This is a genomic window from Polyangium fumosum (genome assembly GCF_005144585.1).
GTDB lineage: Bacteria > Myxococcota_A > Polyangia > Polyangiales > Polyangiaceae > Polyangium > Polyangium fumosum.
In genome coordinates, this window is sequence record NZ_SSMQ01000019.1 from 122,407 (window position 1) to 140,530 (window position 18,124).

Below are 18,124 nucleotides of genomic sequence, written 5' to 3' on the forward strand. Positions count from 1 at the left end.
ATGGCGAGCGAGGGGAAGGGCGGCGAGGCACGTCGAAGGGGGCGAGCCGGCAAGCAATCCGGTGTCGCCTCGAGATTTTAACCTTTCACCCCTCCCGGGTGACGAAGCCGCCATGACCAAGCACCTCCCTCTCCTTTTCTTCGGCCTCACCCTGGCCGCCTGTGGTTCCTCCGGCTCCGGCACGCCCGGGGGCTCGGGCGGCGCCGGCGGCCAAGGCCAAGGCGGCGCGGGCGGCTCCGGCCAAGGCGGCTCCGGTGGCGCGCCCATCGATTTCGTCGCGGCGCTCGAAGCCGACAGCTTCTCCGTGCGCGAAGGGACGTTCAAGCTCCTCGACCTCGCCGATTGTTGCGCCGAGGGCAAATCCTGCGCCGGAAACAATCCTTCGAGCCCCTATGCCGCGTATTACCTCCCCCGCGCTCCTGGGCAAACCACGCCGAACCCCGACGAGGACGCGGCCGGGCTCGCCAATACCTACCGCCTCCGCGCGGACGAGGCCGTGGTATGGCTCGGGGAAACGCCGCCGTCGGTCGCTTACTTCGGATTCACCGATTACCTCATGGCCCGCGACGACGGCACCGGCACGAAGACGCGCACGCCGGTCTTCGCGAGCCTCGCCGAGACGCTCAACATCGGCGTGATCGGCGTCGACGGGCCCATGGACGGCGTCAAGTACGGCCGCCGCGCGCTCATCGTGCACACGCCCGACGCCACCATCGCCGAGCGCGTGAAGAAGGCGGCCATCGCGGCCGGCATTCCCGCCTCGGCCGTGAACATCGCGCCCATCGATTCCATGAACACGCACCTCGGGCTCGAGGAGACCGACGATACATTGGGTGTCCTCTTCCGCTCCGCGATCTTCGAGGACGAGGCCGCCGGAGACGCCTGGTTGAACGCGCCGCCGGCCACGGTCTATCGATTGACCCCCTCCACGCCGCCCGCCGCGGCCGAGCCTTATGCGAAAGCGACGCCGCGACCCAAGGACGCGATGAACGACGAGAACCCGACCTACGCCGCGGCCGCCGCGGAGCTCGAGCAAGCGATCCTCGCGGCGTACGCCGGCACGCATGACGCGACGGTCGAGACGATGACGGAAGGGACGCCCGATCCGTATGCCTGCATCGCCGGGGAGAAGAGCTGCGCCGGCGACAATCGCGACACGATTTATCCGGCCACGGGGCCCTTCCTGTGGCCCGTGAATGCAAAAGACTTCATCATCGTCCACGGGGTCGACCATTCGCAGACGGGCAAGGCGACGTACGCGAATGCAAGCGTCTACGCGCTCCAGCACCTCGTCGGGGTCGCCGCCGTCTCGAGCAAGAGCTGGAAAGGCAGCGCAGCGAAGTACCTGCCGAACCACCCGCTCGTGGACAAGCTCTACGCGTACAAGATCGCGCGAAGCTGCAATGGCGAGGCGTTTTGCCTCGAGGTCCCGGACGCGCCGTGCCCGAACGGCATTGCACCGGGCAGCGTCGCGGTCATCGCGTTCCGCGCCTACCTCGAGCCCGGCACGAAGACCGCGCCGAACCCCGCCTTGCTCGTGCCCGACGGGGTCCTGCGGTTCAAGACGAAATGAGGATCGGGGCCGAACCCCTGATCGGCGGATCGCTCAGAACGTCACCCCGAGCCCGAACGTCCCCAGAATCTGGATCGCGCCTTCCTTGTCGTAAAACGTCACCCCGACGCTCGGGAAGCGTGGATCCTTCGACTCCGCAATGATCGTGACCGGATCGGCCAATGCCACGCCGATGCCGATGCCGCCGGAGAGCGAGAATCCGCCGTCGCGCGTGAAGACCGTGGTGTTGCCGATCATGCCGCCGAGGATCATCGAGCTCACGTTTTGCGTCGCGCTCACGTTCGTGAGCTGCGGGTGCGTCACCGTCGCGTCGAAGCTCTCGTAGCCGACGTGGCCCTTGAGCCAGAAGCCACGCAGCGCTTTGCCCTCGAAATACACGCCGATATCGCCGGCCAGCGCCCAGCCGCTCGCGTCGAGGTTCTCCGTGGGCGAACCCCAGATCCACGTCGGCGAGATTTGCACCGCGATCGGACCCCACACAGCGACCTCCGCCTCGAAGCTCAGGCGCCGGAAGAGCAGGTCGAACGGATTCACGCGCGCCGACCAGCGACAGCATTTCGGCGGCGGCGGCGGCGGAGGCGGCGTCGGGCCCGTGCCTGCCGCGTTCGGATAACCGGCCGGCGGCGGATAGCCTTGCGGATAGCCCTGCGGATACCCTTGCGGATAGCCTTGCGGGTATCCCTGCTGCGGATACCCCGGTTGCTGCTGCGGATAGCCGGGCTGTTGCTGCGGGTACCCGGGCTGCTGCTGCGGATAGCCGGGCTGTTGCTGGGGGTAGCCGGGTTGCTGCTGCGGGTAGCCCGGCTGTTGCTGCGGATACCCCTGCGGATATTGTTGCGGATATCCCGGTTGTTGCTGCGGGTAGCCCGGTTGTTGCTGCGGGTACCCTTGTGGGTATTGTTGCGGATATCCCGGCTGCTGCGGAGGATACCCCGGCTGCTGCGGCGGGTAGCCGGGCTGCTGCGGCGGCGTGCCCTGCGGCGGTTGTCCTTGCGGCGGTTGCCCTTGCGGCGGCGTGCCCTGCGGCGGTTGTCCCTGCGCCGGCGGAGGCGGCGGGGTCGGGAGCGCGGTGGGGGCTGTCGCCGTCCCCGAGGGGGAAGGCTGCTGCGCCGGCGCGGCCGCGGTCACGCTGAGCGCCGCGGTGACCGTGGCGAGCAAGATCCAAGGCGAAGAACGACGTGCCATCGTCTGCGAATGTACCGGAGCCCGGCCCCACGCGCCACGACACAAGCAACGCTCCCGCGCGTCCTCGACGTTTGGGGGCTCCGCTTCGAGATCGGACCTCCGCCCCCCAAGCCCCCTGTCGAATCCCTCGGCCGCCTGGGCTACCCTCCCGCCCCTCATGACCGTCAGCGTCGCCGAAGACCGCCCCATCTCCCGCGTGGAGCCCAGCCCCAACGACCTCGACCGCGCCCTCGCCGAGCTCGGGGATAACGCCCGCGCCTTCGCGCGTTTGCCCCCGCGGGACAAGGCCCGGCTCCTGCGCGAGGAGGTCCTGCCTCGCGTCGAGGCCGCCGCCCTGCGAATGGTCCAGGCGAGCTGCCTCGAAAAAGGCATCGACCCCGCCGCCCCCATCGCCGGCGAGGAGTGGCTCGCCGGCCCTTGCACCATCGCGAGCAACGTCTCCGCCCTCGCCGACGCCCTCGACCAGATCGCCACGCGCGGCGCGCCCCGCCTGCCCTTCCGCGCCGTCCGCGAGGACGACGGCCGCACGAAGGTCCGCGTCTTCCCCATGCGCGGCGCGGACGGCGCGCTGCTCTCGGGGTTCACCTGCGACGTGCACCTCGAGCGTGGCGTCCGACGCGCCGATGTCCGCGCCGAGCAGGCCACGTTTTACAGGCAAGCCGACCCCGAAGGCGGCGTCTCGCTCGTGCTCGGCGCGGGCAACGTCGCGAGCATCGGGCCGATGGATACGCTGCACACGCTCTTCAACGAGGGGCGCGTCGTCGTCTTGAAGACGAGCCCGGTCAACGCGTACCTCGGGCCGATCCTCGAGGACATGCTCGCGCCGCTCGTCTCGCGGGGGTTCGTCCGGATCGTGCATGGCGGGGCGGAGGTCGGCGGCTACCTCGCGTCGCACCGCCTGGTCTCGCACGTGCACATCACGGGCGCGCAGCACACGCACGACCTCATCGTGTGGGGCAAACCCGGCGAGGAGCAGGACGCCCGGCGCGCGGCGAACGATCCCGTCCTGAAGAAGCCCATCACCTCGGAGCTCGGCAACGTGAGCCCCGTCGTCGTCGTGCCCTACCTCTACGCCGAGGACGAGCTCTGGTTCCAGGTGCGGAGCATCGCCACGCAGATCGTCAACAACGCCTCGTTCAACTGCAACGCCGCGAAGATGCTCGTCCTCGCCCGTGGCTGGGCGCAGCGGGACCTGTTCCTCGACAAACTCCAGCAGGCCCTCGGCGAGGTTCGCCCGCGGAAGGCGTATTATCCGGGCGCGCCGCTGCGTCATGCTTCGCTCGTGAAGGGGCACGAGCGCGTGCGTCTCGTCGGCGAGGCGAGCCCGGGGACCCTTCCCTGGACGATGATCACCGACCTCGATGCGGCGGACGCGCGCGAGCCGCTGTTCTCGACCGAGCCCTTCTGCGGCATCGTCAGCGAGGTCTCGGTTGGCTCCCAGGATCCGGCCGAGTTTCTCGCAGCCGCGACGCGTTTCTGCAACGACACCCTTTGGGGCACGCTCTCCGCGTCGATCGTTTGTCCGAGCATTCTGGAGGAAGATCCCGTCGTCGGGGCTGCTCTGGAGCGCGCCATCGACGAGCTCCGTTATGGCGCCGTCGCCGTGAATCACTGGCCTGGGCTCGTGTACGGGACCGTCACGGCGCCCTGGGGGGGTCATCCGAGCGTGACGCTCGCCGACGTGAAGAGCGGCATCGGCTTCGTGCACAACACCGTCATGCTCGGTCGTATCGAGAAGGCCGTTCTCCGGGGACCGCTGAAGACGTTTCCACGGCCACCCTTCTTCTACGATCACCGCAATATGGCCGTCACGGCGGAGCGGCTGCTTCGGTATTACGCCCGACCTGGATGGGGGCGTATCCCGGCTGTCGCAATGGCAGCGTTGCGCGGCTGACGCTTTTCTTCGCGCACGATTTCGCGCTGGTTGGTCTTGACCTGGGTCGACCCCGCGGTTGAGATGGATCTCGGACCCGCTTTCCATTTGTATGACGACGCATCGAGATCCCAGTGCCGAGCGATTTTTCCGGTTCCAGTCCGCTCCTTGCCTCGAGGTGGATTTCGATGGGGGGATCGTCTGCGCGAACCCGGCGTTTTGCCAGGTCGCGGGGCGGAGCGAGGACGAACTCCAAGCCGCGGGGCTCGTCGCGCTCTTCGCGCCGGACGCCCGCGCAGAGGCGTCGGCGGCGCTCGTGCGCGGGACGACACGGGACGTCGTTTCGTTTGATCTCCCGCTCGTTCGGCCCGACAGCGAGCTGCGTTGGCTCGAATGGCGCGGCGTCTCCTTTGCCGAGCATCGGCTTTTCCGCATTGTCGCGCACGACGTGACCGCACTTTGGCGCGCGGAGGCCGAGGCGCGGGAACGAGAGCGATTCCTCGGCACGCTGCTCGGGAACCTGCAGGGCATGGTCTACCGGTGCAGCAACGACGAACGGTACACCATGGAGTTCGTGAGCGCGGGTTGTGAGCTCGTCTGTGGGTACAAGGCCGACGAGATGGTCGGCGAGGGCGCCGTGCTCTCCTTCGCCGACCTCGTCCACCCAGAGGACGCTGCGCGCGTGTGGGACGAAATTCAGGCGGCGGTCGCAGCGCGTATCCCCTACAGCCTGAAATATCGCGTCTTTCCGAAGTTCGGCGAGCTGCGATGGGTGGAGGAGCGGGGGCGCGGCGTATTCGACGCGCCGGGCGCGCTCGTCGCGCTCGAGGGGTTCATCACGGACGTGACGGCGCGCATGACGGCGAAGCAGGAGATCGAGGAGAAGCTGCGCGTCATCGCCGAGCAAAAGGAGCAGATCCAGCACCTCTCGTTGCCGATCATCGAGGTATGGGACGGCGTGATCACGCTCCCCGTGGTGGGCGTGCTCGACGATCAGCGCGCCGAGCGGATCATGCAGGGATTGCTCGATACCGTGGTGCGGACGCAGAGCCAGCACGTGATCATCGATCTGACGGCCGTGGAGGAGGTCGACGGGGCCGTGGCCGAGCACATCGTGCGCATCTTGCGGGCCGTGCAGCTCCTCGGCGCCGAGGGCGCGCTCTCGGGCATTCAGCCGAAGGTGGCGCAGGCGCTCGTCTCGCTCTCGGCCGACCTCGGCGGCGCGCGCACGTGGCCGGATTTGCGCGCCGCGCTGCGCGCCTGCATGCGCGTGCCGGCGCGGAAGGCGGCCGCGCGGCCGCGGGGACGGTCCGAGGGAAACGCGTGAATCGCGGATTCAGCGGCCGGAGAAGGCCGGCTTTCGTTTCTCGCTCGTGGCCTTGAGGCCTTCGCCGAGGTCCTCGCTCGCGTAACTCACGGCCTGCTCGTAGGCCTCTCGGTCGAGGGCCTCGGCGAGCGCGCCGCGGTGAATGCCGAGGGAGCGCTTCAATGCGCGCACCACGAGCGGGGCCGACTCCGCGATTTGCGCGGCGAGCTCGGCGGCGCGGGGGCGCACGCGATCGCCGGGGAGCGCTTCGAGGGCCATGCCCCAGGCGGCGGAGTCGCGCCCCGTGAAGCGGCGGCCGGTGAGCAGGAGCTCGGCGGCGCGCTCGGCGCCTGCGCGGCGTGGAACGAGGTACGTCGCGCCCATGCCCGGGTGCAGGCCGAGGGAGGCGAAATTCAGGGCGAGCCGGCTGTCTTCGTCGACGACGACGAGGTCGGCGGCGAGCGCGACGCAGAGGCCCGCGCCGATCGCCGGCCCGCGCACGGCCGCGACCACGGGCACGTCGAGCTCCGTGATCGACAGATACCGGTGGTAAAACCCGAGCATGAAGGCCCGCGCCTCCGCGAAGCTCGCGGCGCGCAGGCGTTCGAGCATGGCGAGGTCGCCGCCCGCGGAGAACGCGTCCCCCGCGCCCGCGAGCACGACGGCGCGCACGGAGGCGTCGCGCGAGATCTCGCGGACCCGCGCGGCGAGCGCGTCTCCAAGCTCGGGGCTCATGGCGTTTTTGCGGCGCGCATCGTCGAGGACGAGCGTGGCGACGGCGCCGTCGCGTTCGAGGTGGACGTCAGGCATGCGAGGCCTCTAACACGATAGAACATGCACTTGACGTGCAAAAACTACTTGCACCATGAGTGCAGATAAGTAGAGTGGTCCTCGTGACCCGCGCGAAGGAGTCCGCCACGCAGACGCAGGCCGATGGGCGACACGCGCGGGCCGAGCGCACGCGGGAGGCGATCGTGGAGGCGCTGCTCGCGCTGCTCTCGGAGGGCGTCGTGCGTCCTTCGGCCGAGCGGGTCGCCGAGCGCGCGGGGGTGTCGCGGCGGGCGATCTTCAACCATTTCACGGATCTCGACGACCTGCTCGCGTGCGCGGCGCGGCGCCGGATGGAGACGGTCATGGCGCTCTGGCCGAAGCTCCCGCGGGAGGGGACGGCGGCGGAGCGGGCGCGGGCCCTCGCCGAGGGGATTTGTCGATTCCACGAGCACGTCGCGCCCGTGCGCCGCGCGGCCGTGCTGTTCTCGTACGATTCGGCATTCCTCGCGGGGCAGCTCCGCGAGGCGGCGCGTAGGCACCGGGCCGCCATTCGCGCGGTGTTCGAGCCCGAGATCGAGGCGGCGCCGGAGGAGGCGCGGGGCGTGCTGCTCGGGGGGCTCGCGGCGGCGGCGAGTTTTTTGATGTGGGAGGAGCTCCGGAGAAACCAGGAGCTCTCGGTGGACGAGGCCACCTGCGCCGTGCGGATCGAGCTCGAAGGAATGCTCGAGCGCGCGGCGCGGAATCAACCGCGGTGAAGGAGGAGAACATGCTTGCTTTCGACGGCGTCCGGATCGCGTGTGTGCTCGTGGGGCTCGGCGTGTTGGCGGGGTGCACGAATGGAGGGAGCAGCGGCGGGCCGGGCACGCCCGCGGCGGGAGGACCGACGTACCATCGCGACGTCAAGCCACTCGTCGACACGAAATGCGGCAAATGCCACGCGGAGGGCGGCGTCGGCCCATTCGCGCTCACGACGTACGAGGAGGTGAACGCGATGCGCGGGGCCGTCGAGGCCGCCGTCGTGGCGAAAACGATGCCACCCTGGCCTTTGGACAACGATTGCAACGATTACCTCGGCGATCGGTCGCTCTCGGACGAGCAGATCGACACGATCAAGCGCTGGATCGCGGATGGGGCGCCCGAGGGCAACCCCGCGGATGCGCCCGTGGCGGTGGTGGACAACGCGGAGACGCTCTCCCGCATCGACCTCGAATTGCCGATCCCCGAGGCCTACACGCCGAAGATCTCGCCGGACGATTACCATTGTTTCTTCGTCGACTGGCCTGCGCAGGAGACGACGTACATCACGGGCCTCGGCGTCGAGCCGGGCGAGCGGCCGATCGTCCATCACGTCATCGCGTTCGTGGCGAAGCCGGACAAAATCGCTGATTTCCAGGCGCTCGACGACGCCGAGCCGGGCGTTGGCTGGACCTGCTACGGCGGCCCCGGCGGCGGGCCTTCGTCCGCGGGCTGGGTCGGCGCGTGGGTGCCGGGCAGCACCGGCGCCGATTATCCGGAGGGCACGGGCATCGAGATTCCACCGGGCTCGAAGCTCATCGTGCAGATGCATTACAACACTTTGTCGGCGGCGCCGGTCCCGGATCAGACGAAGCTCCTCGTGCGCACGGACAAGACCGTGGAGAAGAAGGCCGCGATCATGCCGTTCACGAAGATCTCCTGGGTCACGCAGCAGACGATGACGATCCCCGCGCACACGAGCGACGTCGTCCACGAGGTCACGGCCGATCCGACGGCGTACTTGAGCCTCGCCACGGGCGGCGCCCTGCCGTCGAACACGGCCGTCAACATTTACAGCGGCGGGCTGCACATGCACACGCGCGGCAAGAGCAGCTCGCTCCAGCACGTGCGTGGCGGCGCGGAGCAATGCCTCCTCGACATCCCGTCCTGGAATTTCCACTGGCAGGGGAGCTATCGCCTGAAGACGCCCACCCGCTTCGAGCCCGGCGATCAGCTCCACCTGAAGTGCACCTGGGACAACCCCGAGATGTACGACATCAACTGGGGCGAGGGGACGAACGACGAGATGTGCCTCGGCACCGTCTACGTCACCGAGTGACGAATCGTCCCCCTCACCAACGCCATACATCTTAGCAAAAACATTCTCGTTTTCAAGTCTTGCTCGAAAGGGGCCCCGCCCGTAGTTTCCGCCTCGCCGGTGACCTTTTCGTCACCCGGCGGGAGGGAGCATGGAAGGTACGGGCGAACGGCCCTTTTCCAGCGAACCCGGGCCTATCGTCGCCGAGGAGCTCCGGCTCCTCGCGCGGACGCACGAGGCTCTCGCAGAGGCGCGAGGCCTTCGTCGTGGCGCGCGGCCGGATGGGGACGGCTTGCGCGCGCTCCGGGACGAATGGAATTCGGCTGGAGAGGAGGACAAGCCGGCGCTGCTCGCGCAAATGCACGAGGAGCAGGCACGGCTTTCGCGGGCACGCGTGGACAGGCTGCCGGATCCGGCGGCGCCTTATTTCGCGCATCTCCGCGTCCGCGTGGCAGGCCGCGTCCGAGACGTGTTGCTCGGCGCGGCGCCGCTGCTCGACGGCAAGCGCGGCGTCACGATCGTGGAATGGCGAAAATCGCCGATCGCCGAGGTGTTTTTCTCGTGCGAGGAGGGCGAGGACTACGAGATCGAGGTGGACGGCCGCGTCATCGAGGGCCACGTCGAGGAGCGGCGTCTCCTGACGTTCGAAGGCGGCGCGCTCGCGAGCATCACCGTCTCGGGCGGCGTGCTGCTGCGCGAGGGGGACACGTGGCGCTTCGAGCCGCGCGCATGGGCCCCGCGGCTCGTGGATCCCACGTCGCCGCGGCGGACGCCGGAGACACGCAATCCCTTCATCACGCTCGACGCCGAGCAGCAGGCCCTCGTCGATCGGGAGCCACGCGCGCCGCTGCTCGTGCTCGGCTCGGCCGGGTCGGGAAAAACCACGGTGGCGCTGCACCGCGTGGCCGCGCTGCGCCGGCGGTTCCCGGAGGTCTTTCCGGCCAAACGTATGCTCGTGCTCGTCCCCGAGCCGGGGCTCCGTCGTTTGTCCGAGCGGATCCTCGAAGGGCTCGCCGTGGAGGGCGTCTTCGTCCGCACGTTCGAGGACTGGATCCGCGCCGAGGCGCGCCGCGTGTTTTCGTGGGTGCCGCACCATGAGCCGCCAGATCCGCCCTTCGCCGCGAGCCGCCTCAAGCGGCATCCGGCACTTTTTGCGGCGATCGATCGGCTGATCGACGAGGACACGCGCGCGATCGCGCGCAAGCTCGACCGCCTGCTGGGTTTCCGCGGCGCGCTCCGGAAGGCGCTCGAAGCGCGGGACGAGCCCTTCCTGCGGGACCGGCTGCGGGTGATCGAGGTGGGGTTGGCGCGAGAAACGACCGGCGAGAAGGGGCGGCTCCTCCGGGAGGCGCTGGCCGAGGAGCAGGACAAACTCGCGCGGGTGCGGGGGGATCACCGTCGGCTCGTCGGGGATCGGGCGCTGCTCGCGCGTGCGATTGAGGCTTCGGAGGGCGATCTCCCCGCGGGGATCGTGGAGCAGGTCGCGGCGCACACGAAGCAGCAGCTCGCGATGACGAGCGAGGAGGCGTATGCACACGTGGACGCGGACAGGCTCGCCACGCTCGACGGGCGGACGCTCGACGCGGGCACGCCCGAGGAGACGTCGGGCACGGTGGACGTGGAGGATTATGCGCTCCTCTTCGAATTGCTCCATCGCCGGACGGGCGCGAGCGCGACGCGGGCCGGGGCGCTCTCGCGTTATGCGCACATCGTGCTCGACGAGGCCCAGGAGCTCGCGCCGATCGAGCTTCGCGTGATCGGGCGCGCGCTCGATCCCGAGGGGAGCGTGACCGTGGCCGGGGACGCGGCGCAGCGTATTGATAGGTCGGGCCATTTCCGCTCGTGGGAGGCCGTGATGGAGGCGCTTGCCGTGCGGAGCGAGCCGGCGTTCCTGGAGACATCGTACCGATCGCCGCGGCCCGTGGTGGAGTTTGCCCACGTGATCCTCGGCGCGGATGCGCCCGCGGAGGTGCCGCGCGCGCCGCGGGAAGGCGCAGACGTGCTGCGGACGATCACGGCCGGCGAGGGGCACGCCGCGGCGGTCCTTTGCGAAGCGCTGCGGCATTTGCGGGCCGAGGACCCGTATGCCTCCGTGGCGGTGATTGCGCGCGACGAGGCTTCGGCGCGGGCCGTGCACGAGGCCGTCTCGCGGGGCATGCCGTGCCGCCTCGTGCGGGATGGGGATTTTTCGTTCGGGCCTGGGATCGAGGTGACCGAGGTTTCCGAGGTGAAGGGGCTCGAGTTCGATTACGTCATCATCCCGGATGCGAGCGCGAAAGTTTGGCCCGATGCCTCCGAGCATCGGCGGGCGCTCCACGTGGCCGTGACGCGCGCGATGCGGCGGGTGTGGATCGTGTCGCCGGGGGAGCCTTCGCCGATTTTGCCTTCAGAAGAGGAGCTTCGTCGCCTCGGCAAGCTCCACCGGTGAAAGAACACGGTTCGCCGGCACCGGCCCCTGACCGAGCAGGTAATGCAACGCGCGCCGGCCCTTCGTATCGGCCGCATATTTGTCGGCGCCCGCGTCGAGCAAGAGCCGGATCATCGGCAGCGAGCCGCGCGCCGCCGCGTACATGAGCGCGGTGCGCGCGTCGCTCGCGAGCCTGGGATCGTTCGGCTGAAACGTCGTCCGATCCACGGCGGCGCCGCGCTGGAGCAGGAGGCGCGCGGCCTCCACGCGGTCCTGCTGCGCGGCCGCCATGAGCGGGGTTTTTCCGAAATCGTTCGGCGCGTTCGGATCGACGACGAGGTCGAGCTCGCTCTCCTTGCCGGGGTCGACTGAAATCTCCCACAGAATCGGCAGCGCTGCGGGGTTCAGCACCGCCATGTGCACGAGCGGATCTTTGCCCGTGCTCTTCGCGCAAGTCTCGAAGGGCGCGAGGCGCGCTGCGTCCTTGTGCTCACCGGCCTGGATGAATGCGCGGATCTCCGCGGCCGGCGCGCCACCCGTGACGAGCTTGCGCAAGGAGCGGGGCGGCGGCGCGTCGCCACACGAGGCGCCCCAGACGGCCTCGAACAGGCCCACGTGCGCGGCGTGTTTCGCCTGTTTCTCGTCGAGGCCACGGGTCTGATAATGCGCGACGAGCTTCTTCTCCAGGGCCTCGGCGAGGCGGGAGAGCCGACCGAAGATGACGCGGCTCTCGGGGGTCATGTACGACCAGGTCTCGTAGGGCGCCATGGCTGGCTCGGGTCTGTCCAGGAGCGCTCTGGGGTTGACCCGCATCGTCTCCTCTTGCGCCTTGAGCGCGCTCGCCAGCGCGAAGCGGAGCGTGCCGCCGTGGTTGAGGTAGAAATTGCCGTCGGCCTCGACGCTCGCCTTCGTGTACGCAGCGAGCTCCCGGTCGGGGAAGCCCCGCACGAAGCCGCGCCCCCAGCTACAACCCGAGCGCGGAAGGAAATTGTCGCGGTTGCCCCCGAAGAGCGGCGTCGTCGCTTCGAGGAGCTTCGGCCGCGCGACGAGCACGGCGCAAGGGATGGCATAAAAGGCCGGCGACGTATTCGCGGCCTCGGTCGACGAGGCGACCCGGAGGAGCCCGAGCAGGCTCGCGTCCGTGCCGTCGTATGCGCGGAGGCCAACGGATTCGTCCTTCAGGATGAATTCGTCGTCGTGTTTCTTCGCCGCCGCGCGGCTCGCCTTCTCGACCTCCCCGAGGAGCTTTTTGATCTGCGCGTCACGCGCCGCCGAGGGCGGCCGGAACGCATGCAAGAACAGCGCGTGATCGAGCTTGCCCACGACGCTCTTCTTCGCCGCCGCTTCGAGCGATTTCTCCGCCGCGTCGGGTTTTTCTCCCATGAACACGAGCGCCGTGTCGTGATCCCAGGGCTCGGGGGGCACCGTCGGCTCGGCGGCGGCGGGCTTTTCCTTCGGTGGCTCGGCCTTCTTGGGGAGCACGTCCGCCACGTTTGCGGCCGGGTCCTTCGCAAAACGCTCCATCAAATCGAAATCGAGCTCCCGGCCGGCGGGCGTGGGGCAACCGAGGACAGGGCCTGCGGCCTTTTCCAGGCGCTTCGCGGCCGCCTCGACGAGGGCGCGCCGGCCGAGGATCGTACGGCAGGGCAGGCGCAGCCAATCGCCGTCGCGGTACCGATCGGTCTCGCGGAGGACGTACCCCTCCGACCGCTTGAAGAGGTCGTACTCCACGTTCCGATAGTCGTCCGCGCTCGCGAGCACGAGCGCGGCATCGACGAGCCGCATCGTGGCCACGAGCCGGATCATCGTCCCCTCGGGCCCCTCGGCTTTCGCCTTGGCGATCGCCCCGACGCGGCGCACGTAATCAGCCGTGTCGCCGTCCTTGGGTTTGCCCTCGTTGCCCTCGCGCCGGGCCGCGGCGAGGAGGGCGTCGAGCTTCGATTGCGCCGCCTCGGCCACCGCCGCGAGTTGGTCCGCCGCGCTCGGATCCCCCGCGAGCACGGCCTTGTACGCCCCGGCGAGCGCATCGAACGGATGCGCCTCTACACCCGCGGGCAATGGCGCCGGCTCCTTTCCATCGGCCACGCGTTCGAGGTTGCCCTGGATGCGCGCGAGGACGCGGCGTGGCTCGTCGTATTCGCCCGGCCGAGGCTCCGGCGGTGCGGCGATGGGCGCGGGTGCGGGCGCGGAGGCCGACGCGGACGCGGCCGGGGGCGTGGGGCCGGACGCAGGTTTGTCGCAAGCGGCGACGAGCCCCGCGGCGAGAACCAACGTGGGCCACGCGGCGTACGCGCGTGCGCGAGGGCCGAAGCCGAGCAACATGCCGGCATCGTACACGCTGCTGCGAACGGATGTCAGCGCCCGACGACGAACGCGACGAGCGCGGCGAGCGCGACGGCGATCGTCGCGTACGCCGCGGCCTTCCGGGCGCCGAGCCGCGGCACGGGAACACGAGGCTCCGCGCGCTCTGCGCCCTCGGCGCGCGGCTCTTCGAGCGCGGCCGCCTCGCACCACGTGACGCCCGCGCTCGCGGCGGCGCCCGCGCGCGCTTCGAGGTGGAGCTGCGCGATGCCCACGCCCTCCTCGCCAAACGGCCGCAGGATCCGCAGCACGACGCGGCCCTCCATCTCGCTCGGCAGGCGCACGCGCACGAGGCGCGCCGTCGGATCCCCCGGGACGCGGTGGCCTCCGCGCCGACCACATCCATCGCAGCCGCCGCCGTCGCAGCGGGCGCAGGTGACGCGCGCGGGGATCACGACCTCGACCACGGCGCCGGCCCAGCCGCGCGGCACCTCGATCACGTGCCGCCCGCGTGGCTTGTCGCAGGCGTCGAGCGCAGCAGGATCCAGGACGCGGGAGAGGGCCTCGCCCATCGCCCCCATTCATGCCTCGAACCGGCGCCCAGGGGAAGAAAGATCCTGCTGGCTCCCGGCGGAGTGGATGTATGCTGCGCGCGATGAAGCACGCCGTCGCTCTTTCGATGGTCGCCCTCGGGTTCGGGCTCGCCGCGGGTTGCGGCGCGAAGGTCGTCGTGGACGCGCCGAGCGAGGGGACGGGCGGGGCCGGAGGGACGGGCCAGTCCTCGTCCGACGGCCCCGCATCCATTACTTCGAGTGTGGGCCCCGGCCCCAGCGTGTCGAGCGTGGGCCCCGGCCCCGGCGGCCCGAGCGTCGTGAGCAGCAGCGCCTCGACCGGCCCCATGGCCTGCGACAACCAGGGCGATTGCGGGGTTTGTGTCGAGTGCTCGACGAACGGATCGTGTAGCGGTCTGTGGACCAAGTGCCTCGCGATGCCGGACTGCGAGGGCCTGCTCAATTGCCTGCCGAGCTGCCAGGACCAGCTCTGCTTCAACAAGTGCCTGGAGACGTTCCCCGACGGGCTCGATCTTTACAACGAGACCGCGATCTGCCTCGTCTGCCAGTCTTGTTTCAACGATTGCGACGGGCCGGGCCAGGGCTGCCCCTGAGGGCGCCGCCAAACCGGGTTTTCCTTGCAAAGCGTGAGCTCCGACCTCTCCCAGCACGTCGTCCATACCCTCGGCACGGGCGCGATCGGCATTGGCATCGGCGCGGCGGTGCTCCTCCTCTGCGCGCTCGCCCTGCCGCGCGCCGAGCGAAGCGCCACGCTGCGGACGCCGCTCGTGCTGCTCGGGTTGCACGTCCTCACCGTGCTCGCCCGGTTGCCGCTGCCGGAAGGGAAGATCGAGCGCGGGCTCGAGGTCCTCGGCCTGTGTTTCCTGCTCTTCTCGCTGGCACGTGCGCTCTTCGTGCTCGTCGTCGACGGGGTCGTCCGCGCGCGCCTGTCGAAGCCCTTGCCGCGGATCATCCGCGACATCGTCCAGGGGCTCGTCTACCTCGGGGCGCTGGCGATCGTGCTGCGGGAGGTGGGCGTCGAGCCCGGCTCCTTGCTCACGACCTCGGCGCTGCTCACGGCCGTGATCGGTCTGTCGCTGCAGGAGACCCTGGGCAACCTCTTCGCCGGGCTCGCGATCCAGGCGCAGAGGCCGTTCGAGGTCGGCGACTGGATCGGGCTCGACGCCGATGCGAGGCTCATCGGCCGGGTGATCGAGATCAACTGGCGCGCGACGACGGTGCTCACGCTGGAGCAGGTCGAGCTCATCATCCCGAACGGCGTGCTCGCGAAGACGACGATCCGCAATTTCACGAAGCCCACGAACATCGCGCGGCGCACGGTGACGGTGCACGCGCCCTACGATGCCTCGCCGCGTGTCGTCGAGGACGCCTTGCTCCAGGCGATTCAAGAGATCCCCGGCATCCTCTCGCAGCCGCCGCCCGCGGCGCAGACGCGGGGCTTCAACGACAACGGCATCGAGTACGTCGTCAATTACTTCATCGAGGATTTTGCGCTGCGCGACCGGATCGACTCCACGGTGCGGCACCGGATCTGGCACGCCTTCAAGCGGGCGGGCATCACCATTCCGTACGGCATGCGCACGGTGCACATGCACGCGGTGACGGCGGAGTCGCGCGCGGAGGAGACGAAGCAGGACGCGGGGCGCCGGAAGGCGGCGCTCAAGGCGGTCGATTTCCTCGCGCCGCTGCCCGAGCCCTCGCTGGAGCGGCTCGCGGGGCTCTCGCGCACGCGCCACTTCATGCCCGGCGAGGCCGTCATTCGTCAGGGCGAGACGGGCAGCGAGCTCTTCATCGTGCAGAAGGGCGAGCTCGCGGTGATCGTGGGCCGCGGCGAGGGCGGGAGCGTCGCCGAAGTGGCGCGGCTCGGCCCGGGGCAATTCTTTGGGGAAATGTCGCTCATGACGGGCGAGAAGCGCGCCGCCACGGTGAAAGCGACGACGGACTGCGAGCTCGTCGAGCTGAACAAGGGCGCCTTCCAGGAGGTGCTCGCCGCGGATCCGCGCCTCGTCGAGCAGATCACGCGCTCGCTCGTCGATCGGCAGATCGCCCTGGAGGAAAACCTCTCCGCGCGCGCCTCCCGGAGCACGCGGGCCGAGGCCGAAGCGAAGAGCTCGGCGCTGCTCGCCAAGATCCGGCAGTTTTTCCAGTTGTAACATTGCATGGGCGGCCGGGCCTGGTCGCCCCTTCGTCGTGGTACGCGGTTTGCCCCTCGAAAGCCAAGGGAGGGAGCCGTGGCGCGATTTCTACACGGGCGCATGTCGCGGTTGTCCGCGCTGGCCGGGCTGTCGGTGCTGGGGTTGTCGTTCGGCTGGCTCGCTCGTCGGGCGCGCGCCATTCGCCTCGAAGGCAAGGTCGCGGTCGTGACCGGCGGGTCGCGCGGGCTCGGGCTGCTCATGGCCGAGGAGCTCGTCCGGCAGGGGGCGCACGTCGCGATCTGCGGGCGGGACGCGGAGGCCGTGGACCGCGCGACGCGGCTCTTGCTCAGCCGGCACGGCGCGGACGTGCTCGGCGAGGCGCGGGATCTCGGCAATCCCGCCGAGGCGGCCGCGTTCGTCGAGAGTGTGGTGTCGCGGTTCGGGCGGATCGACGTGCTCGTGAACAACGCGGGCGTGATGCAGGTGGCCCCGCTCGACATGATGGACACGGCGAAAGTCGATGAGGCGATGCGCTCGAATTTCTGGAGCGCGGCGCACATGACGTTCGCGGCGATCCCGCACCTCGGGCCGGACGCGCGGATCGTGAACGTGACCTCGGTCGGCGGGCGCGTGCCGCTGCCGCACATGCTCGGCTACACAGCGTCGAAATTCGCGATGGTGGGTTTTTCGGAGGCGATCGCGGCCGAGCTGCGCGCGCGCGGGACGAAGGTGACGACGGTGGTGCCGGGGCCGATGCGGACGGGCTCGTTCTACAATGCGGAGTTCCTCGGGCGGCAAAAGGAGGAGTTCGCCTGGTTCAGCGTGCTCTCGTCGTTGCCGTTGCTCTCGATTGACGCGCGTGTCGCGGCCGAGCGTATCGTGCGCGCGGCACGGGAAGGGCAACGGGAGGTGCACCTCGGGCTCGTGGGGAGGATCTTGCCGGTGTTGCACGGCCTCGCGCCACGGCTGTTCGGGCTGATGGCCACGGCGCTCGCGCGTCTGTTGCCGCCGCCGGGCCATAGCGTGGAGCGGTGGAGGGGCCGCGAGATCAATTCGACGTTGCCCGGGTCGCGCCTGCTGGAGCTCGGGGACCGCGCGGCGCGGGAGAACAACGAGGAGCCGCCGGTGTAGAACGGCTGGACATGGCCCCCTGAAACACGTACGGTGCGGCACCTATGTCCCGTACCTTCACCCCTGTTGATCTCGTCCAGCTCCCCCGCGTGGATTCGAATGGCGCCATCGCTCTGGCGAGCGCCGTCGAGTCGGCGGCCTCCAAGTACAACGATCTCCCTGCGAGCGTGACGGAGGCGGTCGCGCAGATCGTCTCGGATCGCATCGTCCTCCTGCAGGCCGTCGCGAAGACGCCTTCCGGCCTTGTGACGGTCAAGGAGGCGGATCGCCGTGTGGATAAAGTCGGCGGCGCCTTCCACGACATCTGCGCGGCATGGGCCTCGCTCGCGGAGTTCCTGCCGGCGGGAGAGGACGCGGTGGTCCTCATGGATCGCGTCTTTGCCGATGGGCGGAAGTTCGTGAACTTGAAGGTGAAGGAGGAGTGGGCGGCGATCGAGACCAAGCTCTCGACCATTGAGCGGGAGGGGCTCACCACGCATATCGACGCCATCGGCGCGGGCCACGTCCTCGGGCTGCTCAAGCAAATGCATGCCGTGTATGGAGCCGTCATCGGGACGACCGTGGTCCCGGAGGAGGCGCCGGAGGTGCGCGACAGCAAGGACGCGCTGCTCGATTCGATTCGCGCCTACGTCATCCAGGTGGCCGGCACGGTCAAGCGCGGCAAGCCCGAGACGGCCGCGCGCGCCGACGCCTTGCTCCGGCCCATTCGCGAATGGGAGAGCACGAAGCCCGCCAAGGACAAGGCGGATGGCTCGGAGGCGCCCGCGGGTGCGGCGTCCGGCGCAAGCACGAGCGAAGGCTGAGATTCTCGAGGGGA

General features: G+C 69.6%; 14 protein-coding genes. 10 read left to right on the plus strand and 4 right to left on the minus strand.

Features of this window, described 5'->3' with window-relative positions:
- Window positions 1–112 precede the first annotated feature (112 nt).
- The gene (locus E8A74_RS19795) at window positions 113–1,573 is read left to right on the plus strand and encodes a hypothetical protein (protein WP_170229238.1); all 1,461 of its coding nucleotides are present in this window, start codon (window positions 113–115) and stop codon (window positions 1,571–1,573) included.
- Between the two features lie 33 nt (window positions 1,574–1,606).
- Here the strand turns inward: E8A74_RS19795 and E8A74_RS54000 are convergent, their stop codons facing one another.
- Window positions 1,607–2,758 carry a hypothetical protein gene (locus E8A74_RS54000; protein ID WP_211365400.1) on the minus strand — a complete coding sequence of 384 codons (1,152 nt, stop codon included), beginning with the start codon at window positions 2,756–2,758 and terminating at the stop codon, window positions 1,607–1,609.
- Between the two features lie 157 nt (window positions 2,759–2,915).
- Here E8A74_RS54000 and E8A74_RS19805 point away from each other — a divergent pair, with 157 nt between their 5' ends.
- Window positions 2,916–4,652 carry an aldehyde dehydrogenase family protein gene (locus tag E8A74_RS19805; RefSeq protein ID WP_136930599.1) on the plus strand — a complete coding sequence of 579 codons (1,737 nt, stop codon included), beginning with the start codon at window positions 2,916–2,918 and terminating at the stop codon, window positions 4,650–4,652.
- A 91-nt stretch (window positions 4,653–4,743) separates the two neighbouring features.
- Window positions 4,744–5,958: a PAS domain-containing protein gene (locus E8A74_RS19810; RefSeq protein ID WP_136930600.1), complete on the plus strand. Its 1,215-nt coding sequence runs from the start codon at window positions 4,744–4,746 to the stop codon at window positions 5,956–5,958.
- 9 nt (window positions 5,959–5,967) lie between these two features.
- On the opposite strand, the gene E8A74_RS19815 is transcribed toward E8A74_RS19810, so the two are convergent.
- Window positions 5,968–6,747 (minus strand): enoyl-CoA hydratase/isomerase family protein, encoded by a 780-nt coding sequence (locus E8A74_RS19815; protein ID WP_136930601.1) that lies wholly within the window; start codon window positions 6,745–6,747, stop codon window positions 5,968–5,970.
- Window positions 6,748–6,830: 83 nt separating this feature from the next.
- Between E8A74_RS19815 and E8A74_RS54005 the strand changes: the two genes are divergently transcribed.
- The 3 genes from E8A74_RS54005 to E8A74_RS19830 all read left to right on the plus strand — a co-directional run bounded on the left by E8A74_RS54005 (window position 6,831) and on the right by E8A74_RS19830 (window position 11,189).
- Window positions 6,831–7,463, plus strand: coding sequence for a TetR/AcrR family transcriptional regulator (locus tag E8A74_RS54005; RefSeq protein ID WP_211365401.1), 633 nt, complete (start codon window positions 6,831–6,833; stop codon window positions 7,461–7,463).
- 11 nt (window positions 7,464–7,474) lie between these two features.
- The gene (locus E8A74_RS19825; protein ID WP_136930602.1) at window positions 7,475–8,782 is read left to right on the plus strand and encodes a monooxygenase; all 1,308 of its coding nucleotides are present in this window, start codon (window positions 7,475–7,477) and stop codon (window positions 8,780–8,782) included.
- Window positions 8,783–8,912: 130 nt separating this feature from the next.
- Window positions 8,913–11,189 carry an ATP-binding domain-containing protein gene (locus E8A74_RS19830; RefSeq protein WP_136930603.1) on the plus strand — a complete coding sequence of 759 codons (2,277 nt, stop codon included), beginning with the start codon at window positions 8,913–8,915 and terminating at the stop codon, window positions 11,187–11,189.
- Here the strand turns inward: E8A74_RS19830 and E8A74_RS19835 are convergent.
- Window positions 11,148–13,490: an ankyrin repeat domain-containing protein gene (locus tag E8A74_RS19835; protein WP_136930604.1), complete on the minus strand. Its 2,343-nt coding sequence runs from the start codon at window positions 13,488–13,490 to the stop codon at window positions 11,148–11,150. The two genes, E8A74_RS19830 and E8A74_RS19835, sit on opposite strands and share 42 nt — an antisense overlap.
- Window positions 13,491–13,522: 32 nt before the next feature.
- Complete coding sequence (locus E8A74_RS19840) at window positions 13,523–14,041, minus strand: hypothetical protein (RefSeq protein ID WP_232379656.1); 519 nt, start codon at window positions 14,039–14,041, stop codon at window positions 13,523–13,525.
- Between the two features lie 83 nt (window positions 14,042–14,124).
- On the opposite strand from E8A74_RS19840, the gene E8A74_RS19845 reads away from it, so the two are divergent.
- From E8A74_RS19845 to E8A74_RS19860, 4 genes are all read left to right on the plus strand, one after another.
- On the plus strand, window positions 14,125–14,634 hold the full coding sequence (locus tag E8A74_RS19845) for a hypothetical protein (RefSeq protein WP_136930606.1): 510 nt from the start codon (window positions 14,125–14,127) through the stop codon (window positions 14,632–14,634).
- A gap of 33 nt (window positions 14,635–14,667) precedes the next feature.
- The gene (locus tag E8A74_RS19850; RefSeq protein ID WP_136930607.1) at window positions 14,668–16,194 is read left to right on the plus strand and encodes a mechanosensitive ion channel family protein; all 1,527 of its coding nucleotides are present in this window, start codon (window positions 14,668–14,670) and stop codon (window positions 16,192–16,194) included.
- A gap of 78 nt (window positions 16,195–16,272) precedes the next feature.
- A complete protein-coding gene (locus E8A74_RS19855) occupies window positions 16,273–17,307 on the plus strand; it encodes an SDR family NAD(P)-dependent oxidoreductase (protein WP_232379657.1) in 1,035 nt (344 codons plus the stop codon).
- A 44-nt stretch (window positions 17,308–17,351) separates the two neighbouring features.
- Complete coding sequence (locus E8A74_RS19860) at window positions 17,352–18,110, plus strand: hypothetical protein (protein WP_136930608.1); 759 nt, start codon at window positions 17,352–17,354, stop codon at window positions 18,108–18,110.
- The last annotated feature ends 14 nt before the right edge of the window (window positions 18,111–18,124 follow it).